At 54.2% G+C, this 20,408-nt stretch carries 18 protein-coding genes; 5 read left to right on the top strand and 13 right to left on the bottom strand.

Annotated elements, in window-relative coordinates:
• Nucleotides 1-85 precede the first annotated feature (85 nt).
• Complete coding sequence (locus tag JET16_RS11330) at nucleotides 86-1,837, top strand: sigma-54 interaction domain-containing protein (protein ID WP_233531407.1); 1,752 nt, start codon at nucleotides 86-88, stop codon at nucleotides 1,835-1,837.
• A gap of 3 nt (nucleotides 1,838-1,840) precedes the next feature.
• On the opposite strand, the gene JET16_RS11325 is transcribed toward JET16_RS11330, so the two are convergent.
• Entirely contained in the window at nucleotides 1,841-2,944 is a 1,104-nt protein-coding gene (locus tag JET16_RS11325; RefSeq protein WP_199615965.1) for a M24 family metallopeptidase, read from the bottom strand.
• Nucleotides 2,945-3,131: 187 nt separating this feature from the next.
• Between JET16_RS11325 and JET16_RS11320 the strand changes: the two genes are divergently transcribed.
• From JET16_RS11320 to JET16_RS11310, 3 genes are read left to right on the top strand one after another with little or no spacing between them, the layout of a single operon-like run.
• Nucleotides 3,132-3,404: a (2Fe-2S)-binding protein gene (locus JET16_RS11320; RefSeq protein ID WP_199615964.1), complete on the top strand. Its 273-nt coding sequence runs from the start codon at nucleotides 3,132-3,134 to the stop codon at nucleotides 3,402-3,404.
• The gene (locus JET16_RS11315; protein WP_199615963.1) at nucleotides 3,401-3,739 is read left to right on the top strand and encodes a (2Fe-2S)-binding protein; all 339 of its coding nucleotides are present in this window, start codon (nucleotides 3,401-3,403) and stop codon (nucleotides 3,737-3,739) included. Before JET16_RS11320 ends, JET16_RS11315 begins: the two co-directional genes overlap by 4 nt.
• Complete coding sequence (locus tag JET16_RS11310) at nucleotides 3,736-4,959, top strand: NAD(P)/FAD-dependent oxidoreductase (RefSeq protein ID WP_199615962.1); 1,224 nt, start codon at nucleotides 3,736-3,738, stop codon at nucleotides 4,957-4,959. The genes JET16_RS11315 and JET16_RS11310 overlap by 4 nt, the downstream gene beginning before the upstream one ends.
• A gap of 63 nt (nucleotides 4,960-5,022) precedes the next feature.
• Here JET16_RS11310 and rpoN read toward each other — a convergent pair whose 3' ends face one another.
• From rpoN to JET16_RS11290, 4 genes are all read right to left on the bottom strand, one after another.
• Nucleotides 5,023-6,357: an RNA polymerase factor sigma-54 gene (rpoN, locus tag JET16_RS11305; protein ID WP_199615961.1), complete on the bottom strand. Its 1,335-nt coding sequence runs from the start codon at nucleotides 6,355-6,357 to the stop codon at nucleotides 5,023-5,025.
• Nucleotides 6,358-6,427: 70 nt separating this feature from the next.
• Complete coding sequence (locus JET16_RS11300) at nucleotides 6,428-7,498, bottom strand: M24 family metallopeptidase (RefSeq protein WP_199615960.1); 1,071 nt, start codon at nucleotides 7,496-7,498, stop codon at nucleotides 6,428-6,430.
• The gene (locus tag JET16_RS11295) at nucleotides 7,495-9,831 is read right to left on the bottom strand and encodes a glycoside hydrolase family 127 protein (protein ID WP_199615959.1); all 2,337 of its coding nucleotides are present in this window, start codon (nucleotides 9,829-9,831) and stop codon (nucleotides 7,495-7,497) included. Before JET16_RS11295 ends, JET16_RS11300 begins: the two co-directional genes overlap by 4 nt.
• A gap of 244 nt (nucleotides 9,832-10,075) precedes the next feature.
• Complete coding sequence (locus tag JET16_RS11290; RefSeq protein WP_199615957.1) at nucleotides 10,076-10,948, bottom strand: AraC family transcriptional regulator; 873 nt, start codon at nucleotides 10,946-10,948, stop codon at nucleotides 10,076-10,078.
• Nucleotides 10,949-11,094: 146 nt separating this feature from the next.
• Here JET16_RS11290 and JET16_RS11285 point away from each other — a divergent pair, with 146 nt between their 5' ends.
• Entirely contained in the window at nucleotides 11,095-12,216 is a 1,122-nt protein-coding gene (locus JET16_RS11285) for a glycoside hydrolase family 88 protein (RefSeq protein WP_199615955.1), read from the top strand.
• Between the two features lie 68 nt (nucleotides 12,217-12,284).
• On the opposite strand, the gene JET16_RS11280 is transcribed toward JET16_RS11285, so the two are convergent.
• The 8 genes from JET16_RS11280 to JET16_RS11245 form a co-directional block, all read right to left on the bottom strand.
• Entirely contained in the window at nucleotides 12,285-13,304 is a 1,020-nt protein-coding gene (locus JET16_RS11280) for an N-acetylneuraminate lyase (RefSeq protein WP_199615953.1), read from the bottom strand.
• Complete coding sequence (locus JET16_RS11275) at nucleotides 13,288-14,400, bottom strand: substrate-binding domain-containing protein (protein ID WP_199615951.1); 1,113 nt, start codon at nucleotides 14,398-14,400, stop codon at nucleotides 13,288-13,290. Before JET16_RS11275 ends, JET16_RS11280 begins: the two co-directional genes overlap by 17 nt.
• A gap of 67 nt (nucleotides 14,401-14,467) precedes the next feature.
• Complete coding sequence (locus JET16_RS11270) at nucleotides 14,468-15,436, bottom strand: D-2-hydroxyacid dehydrogenase (protein WP_199616053.1); 969 nt, start codon at nucleotides 15,434-15,436, stop codon at nucleotides 14,468-14,470.
• 39 nt (nucleotides 15,437-15,475) lie between these two features.
• A complete protein-coding gene (locus JET16_RS11265; protein WP_199615949.1) occupies nucleotides 15,476-15,976 on the bottom strand; it encodes an MgtC/SapB family protein in 501 nt (166 codons plus the stop codon).
• 143 nt (nucleotides 15,977-16,119) lie between these two features.
• Nucleotides 16,120-16,368 (bottom strand): hypothetical protein, encoded by a 249-nt coding sequence (locus JET16_RS11260; protein ID WP_199615947.1) that lies wholly within the window; start codon nucleotides 16,366-16,368, stop codon nucleotides 16,120-16,122.
• 930 nt (nucleotides 16,369-17,298) lie between these two features.
• Entirely contained in the window at nucleotides 17,299-17,796 is a 498-nt protein-coding gene (locus JET16_RS11255; RefSeq protein WP_199615945.1) for a DUF1854 domain-containing protein, read from the bottom strand.
• The gene (locus JET16_RS11250) at nucleotides 17,793-19,985 is read right to left on the bottom strand and encodes an ABC transporter ATP-binding protein (RefSeq protein ID WP_199615943.1); all 2,193 of its coding nucleotides are present in this window, start codon (nucleotides 19,983-19,985) and stop codon (nucleotides 17,793-17,795) included. Before JET16_RS11250 ends, JET16_RS11255 begins: the two co-directional genes overlap by 4 nt.
• Nucleotides 19,986-19,996: 11 nt before the next feature.
• Nucleotides 19,997-20,278: a CD3324 family protein gene (locus JET16_RS11245; RefSeq protein ID WP_199615941.1), complete on the bottom strand. Its 282-nt coding sequence runs from the start codon at nucleotides 20,276-20,278 to the stop codon at nucleotides 19,997-19,999.
• Between the last annotated feature and the right edge of the window lie 130 nt (nucleotides 20,279-20,408).

Raw genomic sequence — 20,408 nt, 5'->3', positions numbered from 1 at the left:
TCTAAAAAATCATACACACTGTATGGACACGGTGTATAATAAAATAGACAAAATTTTCCGTCTTCTGTCGGGAGGGGGCGCACGTATGCGATTGCGGTTGCCGTTGCCGGCCGTTAAAGAGCTTATTCAAAGAGACTATCTCTATTTCAAAGAGGGTGAGCCGGTTCAGCCGATTGGCAAAAATGTCCCCGGGAAACAACAAATGACCTCCCGATCTCCGGTATTCAAGGAATCAGGCGGCCGACTGGTTTTCCTGCCTTTTTCTATCGCGGAGAATATGACGGAGAAGGAACAACTTCCATGGACGCCTTCCGCGGCGATAGATGAGAGCGCCTCTTTATCCGACTTTGTCGCTGCGCTTCGCGAGTTGGACACGGTTTTGGTGACCGGAGGTGCAGGCCCTCTGGGATACTTGTCCTCCTCCTCTCTCTCTTTCGATCTTTTTCAATCGTACCGGTATTTGGAGTCATATTTTGAAACCGTTATAGAAACGCTGGATGCTTCCCTTTCAGCCGTGGACGAATCAGGAAATACCGTCATTTGGTCGTCCGGCGCGGAGCAGCTGTTTTCCATCCGGCAAGAAGATATTCTCGGCAAACCGATGTCGGCGTTTTTTCCTCCGGAGATGATCCAGACGTTAAAAACGTTGAAAACCGGTGAATCGGTCCGCAGACGACAGCATCAACCCGAGCCCGACCGCGTCGTCCTCATCAATGCGATTCCGGTTCGCATTAACGACCGAATTATCGGAGCCGTCGCTTCCGAGGTCGACATTACGAGCCAAGTCCGGTTGAACCGCGAGCTGTTCCAGATGTCTTCCAAGGTACAGCGTCTCGAACAGGATATCGCGCGGTTGACGCCCGGGAAGGATCCGTTCAGCGCGATCAAGGGAAACAGCAAACCGATCAGGAACGTGATGGGGACGATCAGAAAACTGGAGAAAACACAGGCGACCGTCCTCTTGCTCGGCGAATCCGGAGTCGGGAAGGAATTGTTCGCAAGGGCGATTCACGACGTGCGGGAGCAGCCTTCGGCTCCTTTTGTCGCCATTAACTGCGCCGCGATACCCTCCGCCTTGTTTGAGAGCGAGCTGTTCGGGTACGAGAAGGGGGCTTTTTCGGGTGCCGATCAACGAGGGAAGAAGGGGAAAATCGAGGCGGCCCGGGGCGGGACGCTGTTTTTGGACGAAATCGGGGAAATGCCTTTGGAGATGCAAGCGAAGCTGCTGCGCGTGCTGCAGGAACGCAATTATTATCCGGTCGGGGGGTCCCGGCTCATGGAAGCGGATTGCCGCATTATCGCGGCGACAAACCGGAATCCGCTTGCGATGGTGAAGGAAGGGAAGTTTCGCGAAGATTTGTATTACCGCCTGAACGTCATTTCGATCGATATTCCTCCTTTGAGGGAGCGCAAAGACGACTTATTGGAGCTCATACACGGCTTTGTTCAGGAATTTTCGGTCCGGTACAACCGCTTCGTCGAGCACTTCCCGCATGAAGTCATCGAGGCGCTGCTTCAGTACGAATGGCCGGGCAATGTGAGGGAGCTGCGCAACACGATCGAGCGGCTCGTCGTTCTCGCATCCGACGGGACCGTCAAGCGGGACGACTTGCCGCACCAGGTATCCGGAGACGGGCAGCCGGCGGATACCGCAGCGCCCGCGCCGGGTGCACAGCATTCATTGGTTGAAGAGCGCAACGCGACGGAAAGACAAACGATCGAGAAGGCGCTCGAGCTGGAGAAAGGCAACCGGAAAGCCGCCGCGAAGCGGCTCGGCATCTCCCGGGCGACGCTGTACAATAAGATGGAAAAGCTGGGCATGAAGCCTGACGGCTAACGGTTACACCGGCAGCCTTATCAGCTCCTTCGGGTATCGCGTCAGCACTTCCACGCGGCCGTCCTCATGAATGCACACATCGTCCTCTATGCGCACCCCGCCTGTCTGCGGCACATAAATGCCCGGTTCGATCGTGAACAATGCGCCGGGCGCCATAAGCGAATCGGCCTGTCCGTGGACGGAAGGGGGCTCATGGATTTCAATCCCGAAGCCGTGCCCGACCCGGTGATTGAAATACGGGCCGTATCCGCGCGATTCGATATGCGACCGTGCCGCTATATCGACTCGGGAGAACGGTTCTCCGGGTTTCACGGCTTCAATCGCCCTGCGGTTCGCTTCCAGCACGGTTTCGTATATGTCGTGCTGTTGTTTCGTGCCTTCGCCCAACAGGAACGTGCGGGTTATATCGGAACAGTATCCTTGAAGATATACTCCCATATCTATCAATATGTAATCGTTCGGTTGAAAGCGGTATACGGCCGGCTTTCCGTGCGGATTTGCGCTGCGTGCTCCGCCAAGCACGCTGGTGGCAAATGCCGGCCGTTCGCCGCCCAATACGCGAATTTGATACTCGATTTCCGCGACTAGCTCCAACTCCGCCATCCCCGGTTTAATGAGCTTCACGCCGAGCTCCATCGCTTGTTCCGCCACACGGACCGCCTTGCGCACCCGGTCAAGCTCCTCTTCGGTTTTGCGAAACCGGAACGACATGATCGCGTCCTCTATTTCGGATACGGTGTCCGGCGCCAACGCCGCGGCGATCCGCTCATAGGCATGTTGGCTGATGTGTTTCTTTTCGATTCCAAGCGTCTTGATGCTTCTTCCCGTCCGGCTCGCCAACACTTCATAAGGATCCTCCGTATCGCCGACCGGCACGATGCCCGACACTCCGGACGAAGCTCTAGCCGCTTCCGCGTCGAGACCGGGCACGAACAGTATATCCGCGTCCTTTTTTATATCGACCCACAATGCCAGAAATCGTTCCATCGGATCGCAGTAAAATCCGGTGAAATAGTAAACATTCAGCGGCGAAGTCACAAGCGCTCCTTCTATACCCATGTTCGATAAACGCTCTTTTAACCGTCCCAATCGGTTTTGTTGATTCATATTGACCATTCTCCCGTTCGACAGACATTTTTAATAACCGGATTACTACTTGAACTCATGCAAAAATTATGCCACACATTCACGGCCTTATCTATCCCGGGGCAAACTCCCGATTATATTTGGCACGATTCTTGCAGATTATCAAAGTGACGGTGACACATAAAGAGAGAAGGAGAGATAAACCAGCATGAATGAGACCGAAACGATCATTTGCCGCTGCGAGGAAGTTACGCTGAGGCAGCTGATGGAAACGGCCGAGCGGTACCGGTGTTCGCCGCGTGAGCTTAAGCTCCGTACGCGGGCGGGCATGGGGTACTGCGGCGGGCGAACTTGTCGTGAATTTATAGAAACGATTGCGAGGCATGTGAACGGAATTTCGCAGCGGGATGACGTACCGCTTGTTTACCAGCCGCCGGTTCGCCCGGTTTCGTTTCATACGCTTGGCGGTGACGGTAAATGAGCGGAGGAAGAATCGTTCATCATCCCGTTCTAGGACAGCTGCCGCAGCGCAGGGAAATCTCGTTTTTTTATAATGGAACGGCTGTCCGGGGATATGAAGGGGAAACGGTCGCTGCGGCGCTATTGGCGGAAGGTGTCCGAACGCTGCGATTTCATGAAGAAACGGGGACTCCGCGGGGAATATTTTGCAATATCGGCCACTGCATGGAATGCCGGGTTACATTGAACGGAGTTGACGGCGTGCGCGCTTGTCTCACGACGATTGAAGACGGAATGGACGTACGGGAAGGACGAACGCTGCCGGCCCCATTGAAGAAGGGGGGACGTTCGGAATGACCGATGTCGTCATTATCGGCGCCGGACCGGCCGGGCTGGCCGCAGCGATTGTGTGCGCCGATCACGGGTGTAAGGTCAAGGTTATCGATGAGTTTATGAAACCGGGCGGGAGGCTGCTCGGACAGCTCCATCAGGAGAAAGACGGCAAATGGTGGAACGGCATGGCGGAAGGGGACGAATTGACCGGGCGCGCCGTACGGGCCGGGGTGCAAATCGAGCTTGGCGTTTCCGTCTATGATTTGCAGCGTTCGGAACCCGGTTGGATTGTACATACATCGAAGGAAGTGATTGCGGCGCGCAGCGTGGTGCTTGCCACAGGCGCCTCGGAGCTTCCCGTAAGCTTGCCCGGTTGGACGCTACCCGGGGTCATGACGGTTGGTGCGGCGCAAGTGATGGCGAACGTTCATAGGGTTAAGCCCGGCAGCAAAGGGATCATCATCGGTATCAACATTCTTTCGTTCGCGATCGCCCGCGAGCTTCAGCTTTGCGGGATCGAGCTGTCGGCCATGGTACTGGCGCCGAACCGGATTTTGCACCCGGAATCGGCATCCCCCCATCGCGTGATGGATACGCTCGCCGGAGCCGCGCACATGGCGCCGTCCTCATGGATGCGTATAGGCGGCAATTTATTGAAATCATCCTTCTTGAAGAAAACGGCGGTGCGCTTTTATCCGAAGAGAGGCGTTACAGTTTGGGGGATTCCCGTCCAGCTACGCAAAGCCGCCGTGGAAATCGTGGGGGATCGGCAAGTGAGCGGCGTGCGTGTTGCGGATGTGAATCCGGAAGGCGAAGTGCTCCCTGGCAGCGTTCGCGAGCTTGCCGCCGACTTCGTCTGCGTTTCCGGCGGCTTATATCCGTTGGCGGAGCTTGCGTCCGTCGCCGGCTGTCCGTTCCGGCACGTCCCTGAGCTGGGCGGCCGCGTTCCGTTGCATAGCGAGCGAATGCAAACTCCGCTGCAAGGGCTGTACGTTGCAGGCAACATCACAGGAATAGAAAGCGCGAAAGTTGCCATGGCTCAGGGCTATGTCGCCGGCTATTCGATTATGTTCGACCGTACGCCGGAAGATTTGTCCGTTCGGGACCGTTTGGCCGATGCGGTCGCTTCGGTCCGGCGGATCAGGGAGGAAGCGCCGATCCAATTCCATGACCGCATCTCGGAAGGGCGGGCGGCAATGGAACGGTTGTGGGCTGAATTTCAGGCCGAGAATGGAGCTCAGTAGCGAACTCCTCTCTCGGCCTTTTCGGTTGCAGCCGCAAATTTCGCAGGGGGCAGAAATTTCACTTTACCGGGTTTCGCGGCCGACCCTCCGCAAGGCTGCGGCGAGGATCCGCTTTTCCTCGCGGTACTTCGCGACCGTCCTGCGGGAAATGCGGATGCCTTCACCGGCCAACAGCCGTGAAATTTGTTGATCGGACAACGGGAAACGCTTATCTTCGCCATCGATCAATTGTTTGATGCGTTCGCGCACCGACTCCGCCGATACGCATTCCCCCCCGTCCGTCTCAAGCCCGCCGCCGAAAAACCGCTTCAATTCGACCACGCCCCGCGGCGTATGGATCGCTTTGTTCTTCACCGTCCGGCTGACAGTCGATTCGTGCTTGCCGATCCGCTCCGCGACCTGCTTCAAGGTAAGCGGCTCGAGCCGCGTACGCCCTTCCGCAAAGAAGTTTCTCTGCAATTCCACGATGGCGGCGATCACTTCCAAAAGCGTGGAATTGCGCTGTTCCAGGCCGTCGATTAACCGGTTGGCCGATTTCATAAAGCGTTGGAAGTATTCGGCGTATGCAGCCCCATCTTGCCGGAAGTGCAGCACATAGTCGTGCCTGACAGACACCTTCGGCAGCACGCGTTCGTTCAAAGCGACCGCAATTCGGCCGTCATCTTCCAATCGTACATAAGCGTCAACTGTGATATTCTGGAGTCGTCCGGGCGCAATCGAGATGCACGGTCTCGGGTTCAACCGGCGAATGTAAGCGGCGGACTCCTCGATTGCGGACAATTCCGCCCCCAGCGCTCTTGCAATACTTTCGTAGCGGCGTTTCGCCAAATCCGGTAAGTGCCGAACCGCTATCTGGTATGCGAGAGGGGGAGCGGACGGGTCCCACCGAATTTGGAGAGCCAAACATTCCCGCAAATCTCTCGCGCCGATGCCAGGCGGATCGAACGATTGCAACAGCCCCAACGCTTCTGCAACTACCGCCTCCGGCAGCTTCAAGTCCGAGGCCGCTTGCGAAAGCGGCACGTCCAAATAGCCCGAATCGTCCAAATTGCCAGCCAAATACATAACGGCTCTGTACACATCGCGCGAATACGGTATCAATCTAAGCTGCCGGCTCACCCACCGCTCCAAAGTCATATCGACATCGTCGGGCACTGCAAAACAGGGGTCATCGCTGCGGTCACCGAAGGAACTTTTCCGAACGTTTTTCCTGCTTCCGCCGTCGCTTGCAATACTCCACTCGATCTCAATCAACGGATTTTCGTACGATTGCTCCTGAAGAAAGGCCGCCAGCTCCTGGGCGGAAAGCTGAAGAAGCTCGATCGACTGCCGCAGTTCCGGCGTCATGTGCAGCTTCGCGTTCAACTGCTGTCCCAACTGCAATGCTTGATGGAACATACTCACATCCTCCATTCCGCTTACTCAAGACAATTCCTCCCTCCAACCGGCAACCGCCTGGAAGTACCGATCACAGACAAATAAGCGATTTATCCGAACGGGTCAACACTTCGACTCCGGTTTCCGTCAGCAAAATATCGTCTTCGATCCGTACGCCGCCGAAACCGGGAATATATATTCCCGGCTCCACAGTGAGGACCATGCCGGGCAAAAGCTCCGTCTCCCTCTGCTGCGACATAAAAGGATTCTCGTGAATTTCCAAACCGAAGCCGTGACCCAAGCCGTGGCCGAAATAGTCGCCGTAACCGTACTTTCCAATGACATCGCGGCCGAGCGAATCCGCCTCTTTGCTGCTCATCCCGGGCCGGATCCGCTCCAGCACCGTCATATTCGCTTCCAGCACGATATTATATATTTCCTTATGCTTCTCTGACGGCTTGCCGACAAATACGGTTCGCGTCAAATCGCATAAATAGCCTTCATAATTCGCGCCGAAATCCATGGTGACAAACTCGTCGTTCCCGATCCGCTTATCGCTGGCCACCCCGTGCGGCAGCGCCGAACGCTCCCCCGATGCGATTATCATGCTGTAGGCGAAGCCGAAGGCGCCGCCCGTCTGCATATAATATTGAAGCTCCGCGGCGATTTCCCTCTCCCGCACCCCGGGACGGACGCGGGTCAATATATGCTCGAACGCTTTGTCCGCCAAACCGGCGGCTTTCTTTATCAAAGCGATTTCGTCGTCGTCCTTCACGTTTCGAAGCGATTCAACGACATCCTTCACCGGCACCAACCTGATTCCCTTCAGCTCTTCCTCATAAGTCAAAAATGTATCCAGCGTTATTAAATGCTTCTCGATGCCAAGCCGCTCGATCCCCATAGCAACAGCCGTTTCCTTCACGGTTTCCGACAATTTGACCCCTTGCCGGATCGTCCGAAACGCGGCCGCCTGCTCCTCCGCCTGCGCCGTATAGCGGAAATCCGTAATCAATGCCGCATCGTCAAGGGTAATGAGCACGACTCCGGCTGTTCCGGTAAAGCCCGTCATATACCGGCGGTTGTGCGGGCTTGCGATCAACATGCCGTCCACCTGCAGCTCGTCGAACTTGCTCCTTAACTTCTCCAATCGCCGAACGCTCAACTGCCGCTCACCTCCGCATCATTTTTCAATGACAATCCGAGCTTTTCATACTCCTTCTTATTAACCGTCCGCAAGCCGAACACCCTTCTTACCCGGTGGCCCGGATACGCTTTGAACTCGAAGGCAACCGTTCCGTCATCCTTCGCTGCCGTATCCCCCGGGACCGGATAATTCACATTGTAGAACACATCGCTCTCGCGAAATCCGCCCGCAACCTCCTCGACCTTCATTCCGCCGACAATAACATCAAACCCGATATTATTCATCTCTTTAGCCGACGTGTAGGTCGCCACGAGAAGCGTTTCGACGCCGGGTTGAACTTTCATGTCGAAGGAAAACCATCCGTCCATGCCCGCAACCCTGCAAGGACGATTGTACAATTCATCGACCCTTGTCACATCGCCTTGGAAGTTATGATCCCGTTCGGGCTGCATCTCACCCGGCTGCGCGTAATCGATCGTGCAGTTCTCCAAGAGCAGCAGCCTTTCACGCGCTCGCCGGTATTGTATTTCCGCCTGCGCCCACTCTTCCGGCGTAAACAGATCGAAATATACCGAGTAAAGCTTGTCATGCATGCGATAGAACGGGTACAACGTTATATCCCGAGGATGGCCGGCGCCTTTCGTCCGGAACGTTGCCGTCCGCCCCGGAATCGGCTCCAGCCACTCCGAAAGCGGTTTATGCTTTACGATCATGACCGGCGTAAACAGATGGCTCTTTGCATCCGGGTCATCGAGCGGCCCCAATTCTCCCGCCAAAACCAGCGGTCCGTACATCACCGCAATCCGATTAGGGTTGTCCGGCATCGATTCCAGACGCAGCTCCATCGGGATGGCAACGCGCACACGATCTCCGTCCATCCATACCCGGTTGATCTCAATGAAGCTTCCCGGATGAGCGTGCACCTCCACTGCCTCTTCATTCACTTTCACCGATACGCCTTCCACCGGAGCCCAAGACGGATATCGCACACATAATGTAAACGCCGCCGGAGCCCCGCAGTTCACTTGCAGCGAGATCGTGTCCTCCTCCGGATAGTTCGTCTCTTGCGTCACGGTCACTTGCTTGTCGTTCCACCGAAGTACGGACGGAATGAATTGATTGACGAACAACCGGTCTTCTTGATGAAAGTAGATGCCGCTTCCGTAGTTTGCGTGATTTTCCATCCCGGTGCCGACGCAGCAGGTGAAATCTTCGAACTTGTTATTGTAATCTTTGCGCCCGCCCATCGCTAAGGAAACGTAATAACAGACGCCTCCTTCCTTCGGATCCTGCGACGCCAAAATATGATTGAACAACGCCCTCTCGAAGTAATCCGCCTCTAGCGCCGAAGCGTTCCACTCAAATAGATGCCTCGTCAGCTTGAGCATGTTGTATGTGTTGCAAGTTTCCGTCGTATGCGGCCCGATCCGGTCGTTCAGCGTGTCCGGTTCGCCGAAATATTCGCCGAAGCTGTTTCCCCCGATGACATAGGAATGATGGCGCACGACACGCTCCCAGAAAAATTCCGCCGTTTCCTTTCTCCTGGCGTCATTCGTCAATTCATATTGTTTGGCCAGACCGATCAGCTTCGGGATTTGCGTGTTCGCGTGTTTGCCCGGCAAGCAATCCGTCTTGTCCGCAAGCGGGTCCAACACGAGCTTGTGCCAAAACCGTTCGGCCAGCTTCAAGTACGCTTCATTGCCGGTATCGGCGTAAAGATCGGCCAGCACCTCGTTCATTCCGCCGTATTCGCAGAGCATCATTTGTTCCATTTGCTCATCCGTTAACGGCGCGAATATGCGCGCCAGCCAATCCGACAGCTTGACGGCGACGCCCAACGCTTTCGGGTTGCCCGCTAACCTGAATGAATCGCGCAGCCCGGCCAGCAATTTATGTATCGTATATAAAGGAGCCCATGCCCCGTTCAAGTCGAAGCCCTTCGACCGGATATCGCCCGACGACACTTCGAGAAACATTTCTTTTCCGCGCGGAATCGCCGAAACATATCCGTCTCCGTGCGCATTTTGGCATATTTCCAATTCGTCGACGATGTAGTCCGTCCGTTCTTTAAACGAATCGTCCCCGAGCGCGGCGCACATCATTGCGCAAGCCGACATGTAATGCCCGAGCGTATGCCCGGACAAGCTCATGGATTCCCAGCCTTCATACTGCGGCGCTTTCGGCTCGAGACCCGCATATTCGCGGAATCTCGCCAACAGCCGGTCAGGCTCCAGTTGCAGAAGATATGCTTTGTTCAGATCCATAGCATGCTTGAAAGGCCCTCCCGTCACGGTGACGTCTTTTAAATCGAAAGCTCTTGCCTTCTTCGCCGCTTTCAAGTGCACTGCCATTCGAATCGCTCCTCTTTCATAAAATGAATGCCGGAAGCGGACTGGACAAGATGCAAAAAGTAATTCTCTACATTTATGGTAGCAATCGGAGCCGGTTTTGTCGGTAGCTATTATAAAAGAAAAGGTGTACAAAACTGACTTTCATACCGCTTTCAAAGATGGGCAAAAATGCAAACGGGCTATCCCAAAAAAGGTATTTGAGACAGCCCGCAGCGGGAAATAGTTTTATTTTTTGAAATCGAGTTCAAAGCCTGTGACTGTTGCGATACCGCAGCGGGGTCGTTCCGACGACTCTTTTAAACAGCTGTACAAAATATGACGCATTCGGCAGCCCGACCTCATATCCGATCCGTTCCACCGGGAGCGCAGTGGTCTGCAGCAACCTGCATGCCTGTTTAATTCTTCTGGCCGTCAAATAATCCGTGATGCTGCCGCCGGTTTCTTGCCGGAACACGCGGGATACGTGGAATTTGGACAGGTGCAGCGCTTCCGCCATCCGGTCCAAATGAACGTCCTCCATGTAATGCTGCTCAATCCACTGCATAATCATCTCCGAATATCGCAGCGGGCGATGGCCGCCTTTGCCCGCAGCGGGGCCTTCCTCGGCTTGGCCGGCAGCTGAAATTGCGTTTAATAACTGGAGAAAAAGCAGCGCGATTTCCTCATCGTCTTCCCCGTTGCCTGAAGCAGCCGCGTCTTCATACATTGACAATGCCCCTTCGACAAAGCCCGCTTGCCGGTTCATATCCACCGCTTGCAGCGCCTTATGCGACTGCCACAATTCAACGAACAAGCTGTGGCGCTGCGGAAACGCACGAATGCTTTCCGCCAAGACGGCAGGGTTGAAATGAATGACGCTCCGTACGTAAGGACATTGGCCCGTGACGCTGGGAAATACTTTATGCAGCTGGAAAGGTTGGAAGAAGAACAGCATTCCCCGCCGAATCTCGTAAGTATGCCCGTCCAAAATAACGTTTCCCTCTCCTTCGTGGACAAACAGCATCTCGCAGCATTGGTGCCAATGGTAGAAGCCTTTAAAGTGTTTGTCGGCACGGCTTCTGTAACCCCACAGAAGAGGTTTGCCGTCAAAACGCACTGGTTCGAATAAAGGGTTCATCGGTTCAAGCTGCCTCCTCCGGTTCGGGCAATGGTGTAATGGCCGTAATATTAATGGTAATCCCGAAAGCGCAACATTTCAACATTACACCGCATGGAAATGCAACTTTTAACCGGATTGCGGCGATATGATTTAGAAAAACAGCAATGGAGGAACAAAAGGTGGATGCTTCGTACAAAGCGGATATCATGAAACGGCTGGAAACGAAAGTGGATCGCATGATCCGGCAAATCGGCACAAAAACGCCGCATTTCGCGGGCGGGGACGGCAAATTCGACGATATCGGGTCGGATTGGTGGACGACCGGCTTCTGGCCAGGCATTCTTTGGGTAATGTATGACATGACAGGCAAAGATCACTATAAAGAGGCCGCCTGGCGTTGGGACGAAGAATTGGAGCAATGGTTCGTCAAGCCTACCGAGGAGCTTCACCACGACGTGGGCTTCCAGTTCTTGTCCACTGCCGTTATTAAATACAAAATCACCGGCGACCGGGACGGGCTTCGCAGAGGTTTGGAAGCGGCCAACTTCCTTGCTGGCCGGTTCAATCCCGTCGGCAATTTCATCCGCGCATGGAACGCCGACAAAACCGGCTGGGCCATTATCGATTGCATGTTGAATATTTCGCTGCTGTTTTGGGCAAGCGAAGTAACCGGCGATCCGCGTTTCCGGCACATAGCCGTCCGCCACGCCGAAACGACGATGCGTTACGGCGTTCGCGAGGACGGTTCGACCAACCATATCATTTCGTTCGATCCCGAAACCGGCGAATACATCGAGTCGTTCGGCGGTCAAGGGCTGTCGCCCGAATCGTCCTGGAGCCGGGGAACGTCCTGGGCGCTGCACGGCTTCGCAAATACGTACCGTTATACGCGCGATATCCGGTTCCTCGACACGGCTAAACGGATCGCCCACTATTTTATCGCCGCGCTTCCGGAAGACCTCGTACCGTACTGGGACTTCCGCCTGGAATCGTTGGAAGGTCAGCCGCGCGACAGCTCCGCCGCCGCCATCGCCGCATCCGGTCTGCTCGAGATCGCGGACGCCGTGCCTGCCGGCGAGAAGCAGCTGTATGCCGGAGCCGCCGAACGGATTTTGCAATCTTTGACCGAGAATTACGCCACCTGGGAAATGCCGGAACACGAAGCGATCTTGCTCCACGGCACAGGGAGCGGGACATCCTTTATCGACGTATCTCTCATTTACGGAGATTATTACTATGTCGAAGCTATGGCAAAATTGAACGGGTGGAAGCACCGGATTTATTAATAGATGTACCCCTTCGGCTGCCGGCCGGAGGGGTTTGCTTTGTCAACGATATTGACAAACACCGCGGTTTACGCCGTCTCCAGGAAAGCGTACTGCTTTGCAAACTTGCGTATTGCGGCCCGCTGCTCATCGTTCAGCTGTTGAATCGGCTTTCGGGCATTCCCCACATCCAGTCCCTGCAGCTTCAATATTTCCCGCTCGAAGGCGATAAAATCGTACTTCAGCAACTCGGCTATGACCGCATTGACTTCGGATTGAATTTTTCTTGCCGTCTTCAAGTCTCCCTTGACGAACGAATCGTACAGCTGCACAAACTTAGCAGGCATGATGTTATATGTACTTCCGATCGCCCCCGCGCAGCCCATCACCAAGCCTGACAAACACGCTTCATCCGGACCGTTGAACACGAGAAAATGTTCCCCGCACGCATCGATCAGCTGCTGCAACTCAAACGCGTTCTGAGACGTGAATTTAACGCCGGCAATATTCGGTTCCTTGGCCAGCTCCGAATAGAAGGATGCCGGTGCCTGAACCCCTGTCATCGCCGGAAAGTGATATATGATCAGCGGAACGTCCGCCGCATTGGCAATATCCAGATAGTGGTTTCTCACCTGCTCCAACCCGTGCTTGTAATAGAAAGGAGCGACCGCCGACACCGCATCGGCGCCTGCCTTCGCGGCATGCCGCGTCAGCTCCGCGCTTGTCGCCGTATCCATGGTGCCGACATGAGCGATGACCGGAACTTTACCGTTCACCTCGCCGATCACCAGCTCGAGAAACGCCTTCCTCTCGCCAGGGGTTTGCAGAAAGCCTTCCCCCGTGCTTCCGCTCAAATAGAAACCGCTTACTCCTTTCGACAGCAAATGGTTGACCAATTGCCGCGTTACCGTTTCGTTAATCGCGCCGTTATCGGAATAGGGGGTGATCAACGCCGGGATAATGCCTTTCATACGTCTTACATCGGTTTTCATCGTTTTCGTCTCCTCTTCAGGAAAATCTGTCGTATTGATTTCAACAACATTATAAATCTGTCTGATCGATTTCCACAACAAAAAAATTACGCCCTGTTTTTCAGAGCGTATGATCATCGACAGTTTCTCCACAGCTTTCCCGTATCGACATGCCCGGCTGTAAAACAACCGTCGCGGCACTGCCGGCCGCCTCTCCCCGCATCGCGCGAAGCAATATTTCCGCAGCATGCTTCCCCGTCTCGTAAGTTCCGTATTTGACGCTCGTAAGCTTGACCGGAAGCCGGTCGCAAACGCGCGTATCCCCGTACCCGACGACAGCCAAATCTTTCCCAATCTCAAGACCGGCCACCTTGGCGGCCTCGTAAAGTCCTTCCGCCATCTCATCGTTGAAGCATACGACCGCCTCCGGGCGATCCTTGAGCGCAAACAGCATGCTCGAAGCTTCGTAGCCGGCCTTCTTCTGGTTCGATTCGTCCAACATGACGGCCATCTCCGGTCGCGGCACGATCCCCGCCTCATATAGCGCCGCCAGATAGCCTTGATAGCGCTGATCGGCGACCGAATAAAGCGGCGAAGCGATATAAGCGATGCCGCGGTAACCGAGACCGGTCAAATATTTTGAGGCCAAGTATGCGCCGTAAAAGTTATTCGACAATACCCGCGGAGCATCCACCCCATCAACAATCCGGTTGCAAAACACGAATGGGATGCCCCGTGAAGCAAGCAGGTCAAACGAATCGGAGACCGGAGCTCTTGTAATGGCCGGCACAACGATAACACCCTGCACTTTGGCGTTGGCCAGCTTCTCGAAGTAGGCATGCTGCTTGTCCGCATCGTTGTCCGAATTGCACAAAATAATGTGAATGCCGTGAACATTTGCCGTATCTTCAATGCCTCTGACAATTTCCGGATACAAGTCTTCCGTAATGCTCGGCAGGACGACTCCCCAAGTTCGACTTGCCGCCAAACCTGTCCGACCGGATCCTTCGGGCATGCTGTCGGAAACATAGGTTCCGCTGCCGTTCACCGAATACAGATAACCGCTCCCCGTAAGCTCCGAAACGGCTTTCTCAATGGTCGTCCTCGTCACGCCGTACCGCTTCATCATGGCCGTCCTTGAAGGAAGCCGCGTGTGGGGAGCCATGTGCTTAATATCCTCTTTGATTCGTTCCTTGATATCGATATAAAGATGGGTCGGTTTACCGTTGTCCAACGCGGTCATCCCCTTACATCGGTCCGTCCAATTCAGTGTAAGGAACCGCAAAGCATTTGTAAAGAAATCAACGGCGCGGCATTTCGTTCACAACGTTCTCGGGCGTTCCGTTAATAAACGCACGCACATTGTCTACGGCAGTATCCAGCAGACGGCTTCTCGCTTCGCGCGTCGCCCATGCGATATGCGGCGTAACGATACAGTTGGCGGCGCGAAGCAGCGGATGATCCGCCGGCGGCGGTTCAACGGAAAGCACATCCAGCGCCGCACCGGCAATCGTTCCATGATTCAGCGCATCCGCCAGATCCTGTTCGTTAATCAACATTCCTCTGGCGGTGTTAATCAAGAATGCGGATCTCTTCATGCGGCGCAGCGCCGAGCTGTCGATCATATGTTTCGTTTCGGGTGTCAACGGGCAGTGCAGCGACACGACATCCGACACTGCCAGCAGTTCGTCCAGCTCGACGATGCTCATGCCTTCAACCGGCGAACTCTTGCGCGACCGGGTATGTGCGACCACGTTCATTCCGAACGCCGGCGCAATTGTTGCGACCTGTTCGCCGATCCGTCCAAGGCCGACAATCCCGAGCGTCTTGCCGGAGAGCTCGACGAGATCCGATTTCCAGAAGCAGAAATCGGCGCTGCCCGCCCACTCGCCGCCGCGGGAGGCGTCGCTGTGCATCCCGCACCGGTGGCACAGCTCCAGCAGCAATGCGAATACGAACTGGGCGACCGAAGCCGTCCCGTACGCCGGGACATTCGTCACCGGTATTCCGCGAACGGCCGCTTCCGCCACATCAACGACGTCGTAACCGGTGGCCAGCACCCCTATATATTTCAAATTCGGGAGTTGCTTTAAAGTGTCGGCGCGCAGCTGCGTTTTGTTGGTAAGCAGCAGATCCGCCCCCATCGCCCGCTCGACGAGCGATTCGGAGCTTGTCCGATCGTAAACGACAACGTCCCCTAAATCCTCAAGCGGGCTCCAGCTCAAGTCGCCCGGATTCAGGGTGTGTCCGTCCAATATGACGATTTTCAATATCATTTCCCCCGTCCTCTATGCTTTATCATTATTTCTCTATTTAATATTTTCACTCCTGCCCGTTGACCGCATATATTTTCTCCGTTCGACTAAATGCCCGATTCTTGCCATCAGCATGGAGACGGTTACCGTAAAGATAACGATGCCGTAAAATCCCGCTCCGATTCCTATGCCTACTCCCCCCGCGAACAATATCATGGCCGCGGACGTCAACCCTTTCACCTGCAAACCGTCCTTCAAAATGACACCCGCACCCAAGAAACCCAACCCGGCGACAATCTGTGAGGTCAATCGCATCGGATCCATCATCGTTCTGTCGCCGATCGAGCCGAATTTCTGTACGCTGTATATCGAAATTAACGTGATTAACGTGCTCGCCACACAAACATACATGTATGTCTTCAACCCGGCCGGTTTGCTTTTCGCTTCACGGTCCCAGCCGATAAGAAAGCCGAGCAAGGCGCTGATAACGACACGAATAAACATTTCGTAATGAGTCAGCCAATAAAGCTCATACAATGAGTGAAGAACCTCCATTTGCATTCATCTCCATCCCGGTTACTATGACTTCACTCCCGGCGCGTCCCGAAGCTCTGGGGGTATATTCATATCGTTCGTCACGGCAGCATATAAATCCCCCATATAATGCAAAAATGTCCGCAAAGTCAACATACTCAATTTCACCGTGTTATGTTACTATACGTACGCCTCTGCCATTGAAATTCCAGCAATACTTTTTTCCATCCCCGGTGCGGTAATCCGAAAGCGAACTCTCTGTCCGAAACGCCCATCATTATTATATGACCGCCGGGGTTCAAGATGTCGATCGCCTGATTATCGGCGCTTTCCGAGAGCTTGCCTCCCGTGCACTCTACAGCAATGTCGAAGCCGTCTCGTGGATTGAAATCATATTCCTCTTTGTCAGCCATTCCTCTTTGTTAGCCATTCCACTTTGTCAGCCAATCCTCTTTGTCGCCTTTCCTGATTTATTAAGACGAAAAACCTGACTAATTCGAAGCGAAAACGGTATTTTTTATGCTTTAGTCAGGAAAGGCGACTATTAATACGGATCAAGCGGACTAAATAGCCGGGGTTCCTGACTATTAGCGTCCAAACACGCTCACGCAGCTGAATTAGTCAGCCTCCCTCTTACTAATAAGTCAGGAAAGGCGACTATCCGATGACAAAGTGTTGCAAGAGAAATTGGACAATGCTTTAAGACGACGATAACGGCAAATAATGACATTAGTTTATTAAAGACTGCAAGTCTCCGTCTCGACGGAGGTTAATTAATCGGATATCGGGTGAAATATAATGAATGAAGCGGGGAGCGGTGAACAGTCGCGGGGATTAGAAATTGCACATTCAGCAGCAGCGGCGGCAATATCCGCCGCCGCATTCATTTCATCAATCAGCATGCGGCACACTTAGTTGATTTTTTTTTGCAAAAAAAACTACTACTGACCAATTAACTGACATCGACCGTCTTGATCGCAGTTAAGCAATATTCTGTATGGTTTTGGAAAACATTTTCCGTAATTCTATTGAAAAAATGCTGCTTGCAGAGCGTTATGGCAAAACTCTGTTCATAAGTGGTTGTCGCGACATCAGGTTATAAACACAATATTGCCATAACCGACGCGAGGCAACATATTTCATCGAAATTATCGCAATGTTGCAACCACGTATAAACATACCATTGCTATAATGTCACAAAGAGTAAAGTTTCACACCTAAACTTCTTTTGACATTGCAAGAAAAACTTCCGAAAATTAGTTTATTGGTCAGTCGTAGAAAAAAAAAAAAAAAACCGCCCCAGAAGCGGATCACCAGATCCACCTCCGGAACAGTCTCCAATACTATACAACATCCGTCAGCTGCTTGCGGCTGTGGCCGTCGAGAGCGCGCCAGTCCGTTATTTCGCACCTTTTGCCGTTAATGTCCGTCAAGATGATGCGGCTTCCGCCGGGAAACTGCATATGCTCGTGCAGGTTTCGCATCGCCATGCGGGTCGGGCCCAGCGTCGTCTGCAGCTCCCAGAGCCACAAATCGGTTTTGTGCTTCACGCTGTCCACTCGCGTAACCCTCGGAAGGAAGTAACGAAACTGCAGCTCCCTGTCCAATTCTTTGCAGCTTTCCTCGTCGAGCTTTTCGATATCTCGGACGATGCCGAGCTCCTCACCCTTCGCATCCCGAATCGAAATGTATTTCGTCGTATACAAGAAAGGAAACGCCCGGAATACGACAAGCTCTTCATACGGTTTGCCGCCGATCACGCCTTGAAACACGCCGCCCGGGCCGCGGCTGAACATAACGCTTTTCGGTTCAAATATGTGTATTTCGTAAGTGTCGCTCATCCGCCCTCAACCCCCTTGATCTTGGACAGCTCCTTCTGCGCTTCGACGAGCTTAAAGTAAGCCCCTTCTTTGGTGATCAGCTCTTCATGCGTGCCGACTTCGACGATTTTCCCCCGCTCGAGCACGACTATGCGGTCCGCGTTGCGAAGCGTGGACAGCCGGTGCGCTATGGCGAACGTTGTGCGGCCATCGATGAGCCGGGCGATTGCTTGTTGAATTTGCCGCTCCGTCTCCGTATCGACCGAAGCGGTCGCTTCGTCGAGGATCAGAATGCGCGGGTCGTGTATGATCGCGCGGGCAATCGCCACGCGCTGCTTCTCACCGCCGGACAGCCGGTGTCCGCGTTCGCCCACTCTGGTGTCATACCCGTCGGGCAGCCGGATGATAAAATCGTGGGCGTTGGCGATTTTCGCTGCCCGCATAATTTCTTCCGGCGTGGCATCCGGCTTGGAGTAGGCGATATTTTCCGCAATCGTCCCGTCGAACAGAAACGTCTCCTGCAGCACGACGCCGATTTGCTTCCGCAAATCCGACTGGCTGATGCTTCGCAGATCGATCCCGTCGATGCTGATCGAGCCTTCATCCGCATCGTAGAACCGGCAGATCATATTGATGAATGTCGATTTGCCCGCACCCGAATGACCGACCAACCCGATCATCTCTCCGGCCTTCACTTGCAAATCGATCCCCTTCAAGACCGGATGATGCTTTTCGTAACCGTATGAAACGTTGTTGAAATCGACCTCGCCCTTGATCGTTCCGATCGGATAAGGATCGCGAACGTCCGGCACCTCGGAAGGGGTGTCCATGATCTCGAACACGCGGTCGGCCGCGGAAAGCGCATGACTCGCCCAGTTAATCATCTGGCTTACCCATTGCAGCGGGCCGAACAGCATGCCGAGATAAGCGATGAGCGCCATTAACACACCGAGCTGAAGCTCGTCTCTCAGCACGGCTTGACCGCCGTTATACCATATGAGCAGCGTGCCGATTCCCGCGATGAGCGAAAACAGCGGGAACATACCCTGCCACAGTCCCTCGATTCGAATGTTGTGGCGCACGACCTCGCGGTTCGCTTCGTTGTAACGGGACATCTCCGTCGATTCTTGGCCGAACGCCTTGACGACGCGAATCCCTTGGAGGGAGTCGCCGACCAGCACATTCAGACGGAAGATGGACCGCCACTGCTGGTACCAGCGCCGGCCGATCTTGGGCCATATCGTCATCGATACGGCAATCATGACCGGCACCGGCAGCAGGGCGTACAGCGTCAATTTCCAATCGAGGCCCATCATGATGACGAAGATGGCGACGACCCGGAGAGACTCGCCGCAAACCCAGACGACGCCGTCCGTCATGAACTGGCGCATCGCTTCCGAGTCGCTGTTGACGCGCCCGATGAACTGGGAAGTTTGCCGCCTGTCAAAAAAAGCGAGCGACAGCCTCATCAGCGAATTGTAAATATCTTTGCGCAGATCGCCCATCAATTTCGACCCGACCCATACGCCGATCAGTCCTCGAACCGTCTGCATGACCGACATAACCAAGGATGTGGCGCCAAGTCCGAGCACAACCCATAGCAGCGTCGATCCCATATCTTTAGGCTGCAGCACGTCGTCAATCATCACTTTGGTCAAGTATGGCGGGATCATTTCCACGGCGGCCGTCAAAACAAGCAGGAATGCGGCGGCGATCATCTTCAGCTTGTACGGTTTGGCGTACCGCAGCATTCGGACGAGCACCTTGCCGTTATTTCTGCAGATCGGGCATACTTGCGTGCCCTGCGCGAGCGGATTGCCGCAGCGCGCGCAATAACGCGGAAACTCATTCTCCGATTGGACCGGACGCTCCTCGTCCTTGGCAACCGCATTCAGCAATTTCGCGGCGAATCCGAATACGGACGATAAAGCCGCGGTGTATCTTACAATGACAACCGGCCCTTTCATCGTGTCGGCTATCAGCGTTCCGCCGCCGACTCCGTTCACGGCCCGGGCTTCTTTAATTTCCTTCATTTCAAGTTTGAGAGATTGCGTTCCGTCGGCGCGCCAAAGCATAACTTCGCTCTCCGAGAAAGTCAACCACTCTTCGCCGAAATGCCCGTTGGGCTGAAGATCCGTTTTCGCGCTGAATACCGGCTCTCCGGAAAGCTGCTTCCGGAAGCTTTCCGGAAGGGTTTGTAATATCGACATAAGTTCCTCCGTTACATGATCAGCTTATCGCGCGACTTGACGATAATTTTCCGGATGCTTTCCCCCGATAAGTGGTACTTCCGCTCCAGTTCGGCGACGGACCATCCGTTCGAATAATGGCGGTTGATCTCTTCGTTCCGTTCGGCGATCATCTTCCGGGTTCCGCTGAGCTCGCCCCAGCTTGCCCGTTGATCGGCGGGCTTAGGGATGTAAATAAGCTCGCCTTGAATATATTTTTGCAGTTCTCTAAGCAAACTAGGGGGAAGCACATCTCTTCCATTTTTGTAATTCAAGATAAAAATCCTCCTCTAACAAGTACTTCCTTACATGATGAGCAACAGCCTTTACTCTCAACATGTTGCCTGCCTCCCTTCAAAATAGTTAAGTGATTTTTCAGCGTAAAAATAAAAAAACTGTGGATCG

This window comes from Paenibacillus alkalitolerans, assembly GCF_016482785.1.
Classification (GTDB): domain Bacteria; phylum Bacillota; class Bacilli; order Paenibacillales; family YIM-B00363; genus Paenibacillus_AE; species Paenibacillus_AE alkalitolerans.
The sequence above is the reverse complement of the archived record's forward strand: the minus strand, read 5'-3'. Positions and strand labels throughout refer to the sequence as shown.